The organism is Lentilactobacillus kisonensis DSM 19906 = JCM 15041, from assembly GCF_001434135.1.
In the GTDB taxonomy this organism is placed as follows: Bacteria; Bacillota; Bacilli; order Lactobacillales; family Lactobacillaceae; genus Lentilactobacillus; species Lentilactobacillus kisonensis.
Map to the genome: position 1 here is coordinate 152,981 of NZ_AZEB01000002.1, position 13,083 is coordinate 166,063.

The window sequence follows — 13,083 nt, forward strand, 5'->3', positions numbered from 1 at the left end:
ATTGAGTGGTATAAGCTTAATATTAAAGCAATTGAAAGTTACTTTCTAAATCAATTCTAAAAGGAAGTTTTCGTGATGGCTGACCCGTTAAATATTCTTCATACCATTGAATTGGAGACATTATATCCGATTGTACGTTGTGAACTCACTTTGAAGGAACCAATTAACGTGCAAAAGTTAGAAAGGGCCGTTGAATTAGTAGGCCAAGTTGTGCCAGAAATTTTTGCCAAATATCGAATTCAGGACAACGTTTTTGTGCCGTTAGACCGTGACCCTAAGACCATCGTTTCCAAAGTTAATTCATACAGTGAGGATCTTGTAACCCAATTTGATTTGTTAAGGGGACCACAAGTGAAAATGATCGTTGTGGCTAATAAATTAATTGTGTATCTTAGTCACATCCTGACTGACGGGGCTGGTAGCAAGCAGTTCTTGTACTTACTTGCAGATTGTTATAACCAGCAGCGGATGGCCGGTGGGCTTACTAACCATCAAGGCATCGATGAGATTAAGCAACTAATTGATCAAACGCCCCAACAAGTTTCAAGCAAGGCTGATCATCCAGCAAAACCACTTTATTTGCCGGCTTTAGCTGACAGGCAGTCAGCTAAATACGAGGTCATTCGTACCCAACTAAATGCTAAGCAATTTGCTGAGCTTCACAATGTCACTCAAAATATTGGGGTAACGTTGAATGATTTCTTCATGGCAGCGTTTGGCAAAACAGTTCAACAATACTGCGGGGTTCCAACCATTGCGCTGGCTTGTCCAACTGACATGCGGCAATTTTTAACTGTTGAAGCTAAGCAGCAGCTGCGTATTCAAAATCTCACTGCTCGCTATAATTTTGCCGTTGAGTCAGAGGTAACCGAATCCGTCATGCAAGCCGCTCAAAAGGTTCATGAGCAGATGACAACCAACAAACAGCGGAAACAATTTCTTCAATCCGTTCGGACGCTGGTTACTGAAGTTGGCAAGGGGACGGCGATTGACAAGTTGCAAGAGATTGTTGAACAGAATTATCACGTTCGACCAATTGCCTATACCAACTTTGGCGTGATTGATGATAAGCAACTCCGCTTTACTGACAATTCAATCGAGAGTTGTTTGATGACTGGTTCGTTCAGGCGGCTGCCGATGTATCAAGTGGCGATTAGTACATTTGCTGGTCGATTAACTCTGGCTGCTAATATGATTGGCAGTGACCAAGAACGCCAATTTGGTAAGGCGGTGCTGGATCATTTAAAATTAAAGCTGTTGGCTGTAAGCGCGTCATAGGGTGAATTTAAATGGAAAATAAAACTCATTTGACCCAAATGCCAAGTCGCTTTCTGGCGAAGAAAAGTTTTGTACTCCTTGTGTATTCACTTTCAAAATTTGAAAATGTGAAGACGACGTATGCTCAGACCAAAACAATCATTGATGGGATGAGCGTTGCCGGTGTTCCAGTTGACGATATTCAAGTGATTGTGAATTTAAAGAAAGGGTTTGAATATGTCATTAATCATCATGGGCGTTATGACTTTGCAATTAGTGAAATGATTAATGGCATTGTTGCCGCTGAGGATGCACTTGAACCTGGAAAGATTAGGACTGGTAATGTCCAAATTGGCGGTGTCGAATATGTACCACCAATTCCTGATTCCAATGTGGTCATTACAACGGTTTCAGAAATGATGAGCGATAACGTGTCAGCTACTGAGAAAGCCCTGAAGTTGATGTATTATATCATGCGTCAACAGATTTTTTGGGATGGTAATAAGCGGACCGCTGTGTTATCAGCAAATTATATTTTGATAAACGCTGGTGCGGGAATCATTAATATTAATGAAAATCAACTTGAAGAATTTAATAAGTTATTAAGTGGTTATTATGAATCTGATCAAGATACCGCTATTATGCAGTGGACGTATGACCACTGCATTTACGGCATTGATTTTGAGTGAAATTGAATTGACCAGGGTGATAAGGGGTATTTAGTTATTAGGATAAAAAAAGATCCAGCCGGGAACTGATTAATTATTAGTTTCTGACTGGATTTGGTTTTTTAATTGGATGAATTTGGATTATTTAACCTGTTTAACAATAAAGTAATTTAGAGTAGCTCCCTTAATTGCATTAGTTGCGGAATTTCCCTTGAAACCAAGTGAATCATCGTCAGCCGTATAGCCATCAGGTAAGCCGTTGTAGTCAAAAAATGAAGTCTTAAGATTCATACCAGCTTGCTTTGGTGATTTAGCAAATGGAACAATCACTGATTTAACGGGTCTGTTAGTTGCTTTATCGACGTAGTTCACGGTGATGCCTTCAGTTGCTGGAACGCTGTGCATGGGGATTAGCGATCCGTCTTTAATGTAGCCAACAATATTTGTGTTACTTAAGTCATGGATGACTAACCAACGATCGCCTTCGCGGGTCCGGGTCATTGCATTTTCAATGATAAAGACATCATGTCGATACTTAATTGTACTTTTCATATTTGGTTTTGTTTTACCATCTGGCCCACACCAGAAGGGAAGTTGATATAAAAGTTCAGAACCGTTATTTTTGCTTCCGGGGTATTTCAAGTGGTAAAATTCGTTCTTTTCGAGATCGTTAAGGGGACTGTTCTGAAGAGTTTCAAAAGAATTGATGCCACCGACAACCGTCTTCTTATCTTTTGCGTAGTGGACAAGGCCTGATTGAATATCGCTTATTTTTCCTGCATAAATCCACCCTTTAATTTTACGATCAAAACTCATCACTTTGTAATAGACGGTGTGGTGATTGGTATATGCGGACCGCAAGTACATGAAGGTGTCTTGGCCAGCTTTGGATTGATTAAGTTCAAGTAACTGTTGTTTCGTCTTTACGACCTTTGCGCCTTTTAGTGGGGCAGCTTTGGTATACAGGGCGTTGTTGCCTGTAAAGGAAACGTAGTTGCCGCTTTGCTTGAGGTTATAAGACATCTTAGTGATTTTAATAGGTGATTTGGCGCATGCTGGTTGAGTTGAATTCACTGATATACCTAAGATAATGCCACCCATTATTGCCAATAATGTTAATAGTTTGGATCCCTTTTCCATATTAATCGCTCCTCTGTTTCATTGGTCATATTATACCGCTTTGATGAAAATAATTCTTAGAGTGAGGAGATTCTGATTATTGCGGTAATGAAGTGTGTTCCAATCAGTTGCTGGACATCGTAAAAAGCGCTTGAACTAAGACCCAAGAAGCGGGATCCGTGTTCAAGCGCTTTGCTACGTTGTTTTAAATGTCGTCACTTACATTATTATAATATTCGATCGAAAACTCACCATTATCGTAGTTAAGTTTGGTTACACTACCATTCTTCGTTGAAACGTTAACGGGGATATCGCTCCATTTGCTGACGACGTTTCGAATTAACGTTCCGTGGGTTGCCATGAGAATCTTATCACCATCGTTAGCTCTGTCGACAACTTTATCAATTCCTGGCTGCAGCCGTGCCCAAAATTTAGAACTACTCTCAGCATCGCCGTATGGGTCAGCCTTTGAGAACATATCCTCAGCTTTATCAATGCCAAATTCGCCTATCAAGCCGTGGAATGAGTTGACGCCAATTGGGCCGCCGATCGTATGCCATGTTTTGACGTCATCTTCCCCCTCATAGTAGCCAAAGTTGAGCTCCCGAAAGGCTGAACTTGGAATTACTTCTTCAACGCTACCTGAATTGGCCTTCAAAATTAAGTTTCCAGTCATAACGGCGCGAGAGGTATCGCTGGAATAGGCGGCAGAAAATGGAATATGGCTTAGACGCTTACCGGCATCAATTGCATCGGCAACACCTTTATCGGTAAGGGGCGAATCGGACCACCCCTGAATCCGGTGGTATTTATTTAGGTAAGTCTGGCCGTGGCGAACAAAATAAAGTGAGATTGTCATGTAAAATCCTCCTAAAAATAAAGTGAGCGGATCCAGGCGGTTAGCAATCGGAGTGTAAGTCTCCTCCAGCGGAAATTCCCGGTTTTGGAATTTTTGCTGGAGGTGCTTACGCGCAGATTGCTACCTGGAGGAGCTGTCCTAAGAAAAGTGAGCAGAACAAAGCGGTTAGAAACTGGAACATAAGTCTCCTCTGACAAAAATCCCTGGTTTTGGGGGATTTCTGTCAGAGGTGCTTATGTGGAAGTTTCTGCTTTGAGGAGCTGTCCTAAAAATAAAGCGAGCAGAACAAATCAGTAAGAAGCTGCCCCACATATACAATTCTTAAAAGCATCCAAATTATACCATGTATCATCTAACCATTTAAAGGTATACCAATTAAAAATATAAAGTTAATTAGTAATTTTGATATCATTTCCATTCACATTTTTGAATTGAGAACGGTTTTATGCTAAACTATTAAGTCAAGTTGTAGGGGGTAAAATATGGCTGATAATATCAAAGCACAAGAGCAACATCATTTAGATGGTGTTATCCAAAAAATCAAAGTTGCCGAAACAAGTCTTCAAAAGAAGATTAAGGCAACCAAAAAAGATGTTAAGGACATTAATGCCAATTTCAACAATGATGTCCGCTTAAAAACCGAGACCTATAGTGGCATGATGGAAACGGCAATGTCGATCAGGCAGCAGCAACAAATGCTGTCTGAACGGGAAAATCGCCAGGAATACGCTGCCCGAGAATTGGGAACCCTCACTAAGCTCGAGGTGAACCCTTACTTTGCGCGGATTGATTTTCGTGAAGGTGATGAGAAGCGCGATGAGACCATTTATATTGGGATGGCTTCATTTACTGACCGTCCCGACCACTATTTGATTTATGATTGGCGAGCTCCCATTTCTAGTATCTACTATAATGGTGGCATTGGTGACGTAACCTATCAAACTCCCGATGGTGAGCAGACGGTTGATGTTAAGCTAAAGCGGCAGTTCCAAATTGAGAATGCAAAGATTAAAACGGTCTTTGATACTGAAGAAGTTGTCGGCGATCAGATGCTGCTGGATGCATTAAGCAATCGTTCCGATACAAAAATGAAGAGTATCGTGACGACCATCCAAAAAGAACAGAACCAAATTATTCGGGATACCGACTCCGAACTGTTATTTGTTCAGGGGGCAGCTGGATCTGGAAAGACGGCCGCGGTTTTGCAACGGGTTGCTTTCTTGCTGTACCAGTATCGGGGAAATTTACACTCTGGTCAAATTATTTTATTTTCACCTAATCAGCTATTTAACGATTATATTAACCAGGTATTACCAGAACTTGGCGAACAAAATATGGTTCAAATGACCTTTTATCAATATAGTTCTCATCGGCTTCCAAGCGTTCAAGTGGAGACATTGGCGCAACGGTTTGATGAACAATTTGAACCTCACGCCCAAAAAATCAATGATGTGAAGGGCAGCTTAGATTACTTCAAAGCAGTGAGTGCTTACGCCAACCATTTAAATACCGAGGACATGCGATTCAGAAACTTAATGTTTAACGGCACTGTTTTGATTCCTAAGGAAAAGGTTGAAGATATCTACTATAGCTTTAACGAAAACTATAATTTACGAAACCGGCTTGACGCAACCAAAGAACAGTTGTTAAAGATCTTGAATCGTAAGATCCACGTTGAAATGCGCAAAAAATGGGTTGAAGACGCGATTCAAAATCTGTCTCGTGAGGAGATCCAGCAGATGCACAAGGAAGGCGAAGAGGAGATCCTGGACGCTGATAAAGAGTTCAAGTTCTTGGCTCGTCAGATTGTGGTTAAGTCCTTCCGGAAGGTGCAGCGCCAGATCGTCCGGAATCATTTCTTAAGCATCAATAACCAGTTCGTGCACATGTTAAGAAATATTCCTAAGATTATTCACCTAGCTGATTTTGACATTACTGAATCGGATTGGCAGGCTGACATTAAGGCAACGGTTGGCCGGCTCAAAGAAGGACGGTTATCACTCGCTGACGCATCAACGTACATTTACTTGTATGATTTAATGACCGGTAAACGTGGCGATCGTGATATCCGATATCTCTTTATTGATGAAGTTCAGGATTACTCGGCTTTCCAGCTTGCCTTTTTGAAGTTTAGCTTTCCGCGGGCGAAATTCACCTTGTTAGGTGACTTGAACCAGGCAATCTTTACTCATGAGAATAGCCGAAAGCTTCTGGACGAGCTCGGAAGCATGTTCCCTGAGGATAAGACTCGGGTGGTTCAGTTAACGAAGTCGTATCGTTCAACTGCTCAGATCACCAACTTCACAAAACATCTGCTGACTAATGGTGAGGATATCATTCCGTTTACTCGGGAGGGTGATTTACCACAGGTCTACGTTGAAGATGGTATGGATTCTGCGGTTGAAGTTGTAAAGAAGCAGGCAGAAATTAACCTCGCTGACCACGAAACAACGGCAATTATTGGCAAAACGCTAAAAGAGTGTCAGCAGTTGACCGATAAATTAGCAGAAACCGGCGTTAAGGCAACGCTCATTAGAACTGAGAACCAACGGCTGGTTAAGGGCGTCATCGTTGTGCCGTCATACCTTGCCAAGGGGCTTGAATTTGATAGCGTCATTATGTGGGATGCTTCAAAAGAATGCTACGGCGAGGAACGAGACCGACAGTTAGTATATACGATTTGTACGCGGGCAATGCACCGATTGACGATTGTCGCAACTAAGACGTTATCACCGTTATTTGACACGGTGCCCACGACTGAATACGAAATGAAGTGAGTTAAGGTCAATCTCTAATTTGTGAGATTGATTTTTTCTATAAAAACCCGCGGAATGATCATGCTTGATGGTATAATTACGTGAATAGAAAAGTTCTGGAGATAAGACAATTCATGGATGATTTAATTAACTATTACTCGTTCACTAAGGGAGAATGGAAGCATTTCTACAACGAAAGTGAAGCTAACTTACCATTAACCCCAAGTGAATTAAAGCACATCAAGGCGTTTAACGATCAAATCTCGATTCAAGACGTTTCTGATATTTACAAACCATTGGTGCATATGATTCGCTTGCAGAAGAATAATTTTGATGAGTGGCAGACCACTAAGGCCCGCTTTTTGCATAAGCAGGTTCGGACGGTTCCGTTTATTATTGGGATTTCTGGTAGTGTGGCTGTTGGTAAATCGACGACTGCCCGGGTGCTGGAAGAACTGTTAACCAATTATTTTACCGGTGAGCACATTCAATTAATTACGACTGACGGTTTCTTGTATTCCAACGCTGAGTTAAAGAGACGAGGAATCTACGACAGGAAGGGTTTCCCAGAAAGCTATGATATGCGTAAGCTGATTGCTTTTTTAAACGAGGTCAAATCAGGGGTGGCGGTCACCAAGTCACCAGTGTATTCGCATCAGAGCTATGATATTATTCCTAATCGCTATGATATCGTTGATCGACCGGATGTCCTGATCATTGAAGGGATCAACACATTACAGCTCCCCAGTAATGAACAGATCTATATCAGTGATTTTACGGATTTTTCGATCTATATGGATGCGGAAGTGGACTTGATTGAAAAATGGTACTTAGAGCGCTTCGGTCGTTTGATGGACACAGCGTTTCAGGATCCTGATAACTATTATTATGACTACGCGATGGGAAATCGTGAGGATGCCTTTTCAATGGCACGAAACGTGTGGCAGACGATTGATTTACCGAACCTAAGGGCAAATATCCTGCCAACCCGCTCACGAGCTGATATGATTATGCATAAGACCGATCACCATTTGATTGATCGATTGTATCTGAGAAAGTATTGAATATTTGGCTTTTTAATCGACTATTGCCAACCATAGTTGAATCGTTTATTATTTATGTAGGAACTTTGAAAGGGTGTATGATTTGGCAAACGTTGACTTATCAAGCTTTGATAAGATTTTAGTGCTGGATTTTGGTAGTCAGTACAACCAACTGATTACAAGACGAATTCGTGATTTAGGCGTATATTCCGAACTGAAATCCCATGCATTGTCCGCAAATGAGATCAAAGCAATGAACCCCAAGGGAATTATTTTCTCCGGGGGTCCAAATAGTGTTTATGAAGATGGCGCGCTTAAGGTTGATCCAGACATCTTCAAGTTAGGAATTCCAATCCTGGGTATTTGCTATGGTATGCAGATCATGGCTTATACTCTGGATGGCGGTAAGGTTGAGAAGGCTGATGATTCAGAATACGGTCATGCTGATATTCAGATTACGTCCGATGATGCGACGTTGTTCAAGAATACACCGCGTGAGCAACCAGTATGGATGAGCCATGGCGATTTAGTGACGCAAGTACCAGCTGGGTTTACAACGGTCGCAACGAGCCAGAATTGTCCAATTTCTGCAATGCAAGATGTTGATCGTAATTTCTACGGGATTCAGTTTCATGCTGAAGTGCGGAACACGAAGTATGGTAATGAAATCTTGAAGAATTTTGCGTTCAACGTTTGTCACGCAGAAGCTAATTGGTCAATGGACGATTTCATCGACTTGCAAATTCAACACATCAGAGAAACTGTCGGCGATAAAAAAGTATTGCTGGGCCTGTCTGGTGGGGTTGACTCAAGCGTTGTCGGTGTCTTGTTGCATAAAGCAATTGGCAAGCAGTTGACGAGTATCTTTGTTGACCATGGTTTATTACGAAAGAACGAAGCTGATCAGGTGATGGATAGCTTGGTTGGGAAGTTTGGCTTGAACATCATCAAGGTAGATGCCCAGGAGCGCTTTTTGTCTAAGTTAAAGGGTGTTACTGAGCCTGAAAAGAAACGAAAAATCATTGGAAACGAATTCATTCAGGTCTTCAATGACGAAGCCCGTAAGTTGGATGGTATTGATTTCTTAGCTCAAGGCACGTTGTATACTGACGTCGTTGAAAGCGGGACGGATACGGCCCAGACGATCAAGTCTCATCATAACGTGGGTGGCTTGCCTAAAGACATGAAATTTAAGTTGATTGAGCCTTTAAACACCTTGTTTAAGGATGAAGCTAGAGCGATTGGTGAAAAGCTAGGGATGCCAGAGCAACTTGTTTGGCGACAACCATTCCCAGGCCCAGGTTTAGGAATTCGGGTAATCGGCGAAGTAACGCCTGAAAAGCTGCGAATTGTTCGGGATAGTGATTGGGTCCTAAGGGATGAAATCGCTAAATCTGGCTTAGATCGTGATATTTGGCAGTATTTTACTGTTTTACCAGGCTTCAGAAGTGTTGGTGTTATGGGCGATGGGCGGACCTACGATTACACGATCGCGATTCGAGCCGTTAACTCAGTAGATGGGATGACCGCTGACTTTGCTCGGATTCCATGGGATGTTCTTCAGAACGTTTCCACAAGAATTGTAAACGAAGTCGATGGTATTAACCGCGTTGTGTATGACATTACGAGCAAGCCACCGGCAACGATTGAGTGGGAGTAGGCTAGACCAATTTTGCATTCCGACAGGTACTCATGAATACTTGAATAACATTGGTTTTACAGCTTCCTAAATGAATTTCAAACGAACTAAATTGAATAGATTTAACCGCTTTGCGGGTACAACCGCGGGTACAAAACTTTTTCTGGTTTTGTACCCGCGGTTTTTTATAATGAATAAGTAAATGCGGAAGTGGCCTCGCTTTTCTCCTTTCTTGCCGTTGTGCGTGAAAAGGTATACATATTTACGCTCACTTTCTCAATTAAAAATGGACGCTTTTTTGGCGAACTATGTTTAAACATAGTATATACTTTGAGTGTGGGGATGTGATAAGTCTCTATCGCTATCGGTTATTGATAAACCGGTTATTCTGGAAGAATATTATAACAAAGGAATGAGAAAGGAGACATGAACAATTTGATAAAAAAAACGATTGATAAATGGGGTAATTCCCAAGGAATCAGGATTCCTAAAGATATGCTCAGCAAAATTGGAATTGATAATCCGGTTGGTCAAACTGTGGAAATTGATGTAAAAGGAAACAGCTTGACTATCCAGAAAAAAGACAGTCGTTCAGCTTTGCAAAAACGTTTTGAAAACTTTGATGTCGAAAAATATTTTAAGGAAAATGGTTCACGTGAGGTTGATTGGGGTAAACCAGTTGGTAAGGAAGTCTTTTAAACGTTATCATTACCTAACCTTGGCAAAGAGCCGTGGTTATGCAAAATAAATAGGTGTAGGAGACTGTTGTATGAAAGACCTTAATCAACATATTTTTGATAAAGAGAAAGGCGATAAAGAGTGGTATGACCAGGGAAGTGTTGTTTGGTGCGATTTTGACCCTACGAAAGGACATGAACAGCAGAAAGGAAGACTGGCTGTCGTTGTTTCTAGTCGTGCATTCTATTTGCTTACGCGAATGATAAAGGTAGTTGCTATTTCATCTTCTGAATCTCAAAAGGATTTTCCAATTAATGTTGCATTACCAATTGGGATGCAAGTGAAAGGGTATGTTTTAACGGATCAAGAAAGATCTATTGATCCAAGTAATCGAAATATTAGTTTTATCGAACGCTGTCCCGATGAAGTTCTTAAAGAAATTTTGAAGTTTGTGCTAATGACTTATGAATAATAAAAAAACCAATAGCCGATAGCCTAGGTGACTAAGCATATATGTATTAAATGCCCCGTGCACTTTGATTTGACGACTAAAGTGTGTAGGGTATTTTTTATGCTTCAAGAGGCTTATATGCTCTGCCTTTTCAAATTGTTCTCCGATTTAAAAACTACCTAATAATTCCACAATTTGAATCAAACGTGATCTCCAACAGGCCAAAATCCTGAATATAACGATAATGTTATGCTCGTTTAAAAATAACTGCGCCGAAGTTTGAATTGCCGGTATAATTGCCCTTTAAATGCCAGAAGTGTTTATGTACCAGCCAAATGGTATTTTTTGAACGCAGTTGTATTTTTACGGGATACTTTTTGCCATGGTTGATGGTCCTAAAATTTGCGTAGTATGTACGTGAGTTGGTCTTTCTTAGATTGTAAAAGCGCCAAACTTGAGTTCCTAAATACTTATCACGAACAGTTGCGGTGCGGTTGGTGAACGTTGTTTTGTCGTGGTATCCGCCTTGAGTTCCATCTGTAGTCCTAATCCATACGTGACTTCTAATATAATGTGAAAATGTCGCTGCCTGACCGTTAACAGGTTTTGAAACTCCTGATACCATACCTAATGCTAGAGCGGTTGTGCCGATTAAAAGTGAATTTTTTAAGGTCATGATTTCCTCCGAAGTTAAAAAGTAGTGTTACGTAATTATTTTCTCAGTATTCAAACGTTATAGTGTAAATTAGAAAGACGATTTAGCTTATCCAGTGACGCCATGGTCAGCATACCAATAATAGTGACTTTTACTTACTTTATTCATTACATTAGCGTTTCCGATGCGAATCTTATAGTGTGAAATATGTTTAATTTTGTAAGTAATATTTATTCTATTCGGCATTTTGATATATGTGTGAATCCTATAATAATGTCCCTGTCTAGACACACTGGTGACTGTATACCTATAAGCGTCGGCTTGGGGAAGTCCATAAACAATTCGATGACCGGTTAACATGGCAATATGCCCGTGACTAATGTAGTATCCGCGAATACTTGTCGGGATTGTGCGATATGTGCTATAAGCTTGTGCGTTTATGATTCCAGATACCATTGCTTCTCCGAATGATAAGGTAGCAATTCCTAATATTAATGACCCTTTAATTTTCATAATATCCTCCTAATTTTAAATTTGATAGAACCATTGGACAAATCGTTAAGCTAAACGACATTGTTTTAATTTCTAAGTTCAGGTTGAAGCGCACACCATTAGAATTCACGGCCTAGCATACTCATTTCCCCGTAACGCCCGAGTAGCACCACTCACTTCTGCCTTTGACTGGTTCATATATTGGTAATTGCCAGGGTTAATAACTTCTGAATAGAATTTATCGCTGTCGGATACAAAAACCATGCCTGCTCCCGCAACGGTCCATTGACCCTGTTTCGTAGTTGAGTTGCTGGTTCGGTTAACGGTTGAATGGCTTCGATGAGTATCCCCATCACTAGTCGAATGACGATAGGCAGCAGGTGAGTGGTGGGTGATTGGTTTAGCATTACTTGTCCCGGTTTCATAGTTAATCTTGATACCTTCAACTGAATTAAGCACCACAATTTCCGTATTGATGGCATCATCGGACGACTTGATATTAACGACCGAACCGCGGGGGATTGTTTCGGCTCCCTTATAAAGCGGGATGGTCTCGTAGTCAATTGTATGCCGGGTGCCGGGATGATCTTCCCAGTAATCTTCAGCGGTTTCTTCGGCATAACGCATACCGCCATCTTGGTTAGCTCCTACATTTTGTGGTCGGGTGCCAGTAGTGAAATTATATTCAGAGGTATACGATTTCGCCCCTAGCAAGCTGTCCGCAATTGAATGGCTTCGGTTGAACAAATAACCATGGTAGGTGCGGTCAGTCAAGCTGTAATGAATGGCGACTTCTGGGTTATCCGCAGGCCAAGAAGGTGGCGCAAGTGGATCGCCTTGACGCGACCCTTCAGACGATTGGTATTCTGAATAAGTTAAGACGGCTCGAGCGGTTGCGGACCGCCCCTGACGATCACTAGCAAAATGATAATTGCCAGCTTTGAGATGATGAAATCCGGAAAGCTTTGCGTGACCATTGACATAATAATAGTTATGGGTTGGCCCCGCGGATTCGTGATTGGTATAGTAGACAAGTTTGCTTAAAATGGTGCGGTTTTGGTGCTTTGTAGCCCCGGACTTATGAGCGACTCCTTTTTTGTTCGGTTGTAATGACGCCGTACTAGATTTTTTATACTGGCTAGTGTTACTTGACGCCGTCTTTTGTGAGTCACTCTGTGTGGTTTTGTGATCACCATCATTTCTACATGCTGCCAAACTTAACGTTGTCAGCAATGTGAGCCCAATGGTTGCTACTTTTCTGAATTTCATGGTTTCCCCCAAGTGCTATTATGACTTAATTATTGACTAATATGTACTAAACGTGGATCAGCGACTCCCTTATTCAAATCTATCACGCCATAAGAAGAATTCAATAGAAATTGTTAATAATGGGCCCTAAGTTAGGATTAAATCGTTATATTTAAAAGTGAGCGGAGCAAAGCGATTAGAAGTCGGTGCATAAGTGT

General features: G+C 41.3%; 12 protein-coding genes. 7 read left to right on the forward strand and 5 right to left on the reverse strand.

What is annotated here, in order from left to right; translation table 11 throughout:
* The first annotated feature begins 75 nt into the window (after positions 1–75).
* On the forward strand, positions 76–1,278 hold the full coding sequence (locus FC98_RS02225) for a hypothetical protein (RefSeq protein ID WP_008856584.1): 1,203 nt from the start codon (positions 76–78) through the stop codon (positions 1,276–1,278).
* 11 nt (positions 1,279–1,289) lie between these two features.
* Entirely contained in the window at positions 1,290–1,946 is a 657-nt protein-coding gene (locus tag FC98_RS02230) for a Fic family protein (RefSeq protein WP_054654680.1), read from the forward strand.
* A 120-nt stretch (positions 1,947–2,066) separates the two neighbouring features.
* On the opposite strand, the gene FC98_RS02235 is transcribed toward FC98_RS02230, so the two are convergent.
* Positions 2,067–3,065, reverse strand: a complete 999-nt coding sequence (locus FC98_RS02235; RefSeq protein WP_054654683.1) for a GW dipeptide domain-containing protein — start codon at positions 3,063–3,065, stop codon at positions 2,067–2,069.
* A gap of 184 nt (positions 3,066–3,249) precedes the next feature.
* Complete coding sequence (locus FC98_RS02240) at positions 3,250–3,903, reverse strand: histidine phosphatase family protein (protein WP_008856587.1); 654 nt, start codon at positions 3,901–3,903, stop codon at positions 3,250–3,252.
* Between the two features lie 482 nt (positions 3,904–4,385).
* Between FC98_RS02240 and helD the strand changes: the two genes are divergently transcribed.
* The 5 genes from helD (at position 4,386) to FC98_RS02265 (ending at position 10,491) form a co-directional block, all read left to right on the forward strand.
* Positions 4,386–6,680, forward strand: coding sequence for an RNA polymerase recycling motor HelD (helD, locus tag FC98_RS02245; protein WP_008856588.1), 2,295 nt, complete (start codon positions 4,386–4,388; stop codon positions 6,678–6,680).
* Positions 6,681–6,793: 113 nt separating this feature from the next.
* Positions 6,794–7,723, forward strand: a complete 930-nt coding sequence (gene coaA / locus FC98_RS02250; RefSeq protein WP_056949137.1) for a type I pantothenate kinase — start codon at positions 6,794–6,796, stop codon at positions 7,721–7,723.
* A gap of 82 nt (positions 7,724–7,805) precedes the next feature.
* Positions 7,806–9,362: a glutamine-hydrolyzing GMP synthase gene (gene guaA, locus FC98_RS02255; protein ID WP_054654714.1), complete on the forward strand. Its 1,557-nt coding sequence runs from the start codon at positions 7,806–7,808 to the stop codon at positions 9,360–9,362.
* Positions 9,363–9,767: 405 nt separating this feature from the next.
* A complete protein-coding gene (locus FC98_RS02260) occupies positions 9,768–10,040 on the forward strand; it encodes an AbrB/MazE/SpoVT family DNA-binding domain-containing protein (RefSeq protein ID WP_008856593.1) in 273 nt (90 codons plus the stop codon).
* 70 nt (positions 10,041–10,110) lie between these two features.
* Positions 10,111–10,491, forward strand: a complete 381-nt coding sequence (locus tag FC98_RS02265; RefSeq protein WP_008856594.1) for a type II toxin-antitoxin system PemK/MazF family toxin — start codon at positions 10,111–10,113, stop codon at positions 10,489–10,491.
* 226 nt (positions 10,492–10,717) lie between these two features.
* On the opposite strand, the gene FC98_RS02270 is transcribed toward FC98_RS02265, so the two are convergent.
* From FC98_RS02270 to FC98_RS02280, 3 genes are all read right to left on the reverse strand, one after another.
* Positions 10,718–11,146 carry a hypothetical protein gene (locus FC98_RS02270; RefSeq protein ID WP_008856595.1) on the reverse strand — a complete coding sequence of 143 codons (429 nt, stop codon included), beginning with the start codon at positions 11,144–11,146 and terminating at the stop codon, positions 10,718–10,720.
* Between the two features lie 87 nt (positions 11,147–11,233).
* Entirely contained in the window at positions 11,234–11,638 is a 405-nt protein-coding gene (locus tag FC98_RS02275; RefSeq protein WP_008856596.1) for a hypothetical protein, read from the reverse strand.
* 105 nt (positions 11,639–11,743) lie between these two features.
* A complete protein-coding gene (locus tag FC98_RS02280) occupies positions 11,744–12,886 on the reverse strand; it encodes a DNA/RNA non-specific endonuclease (RefSeq protein ID WP_056949138.1) in 1,143 nt (380 codons plus the stop codon).
* Between the last annotated feature and the right edge of the window lie 197 nt (positions 12,887–13,083).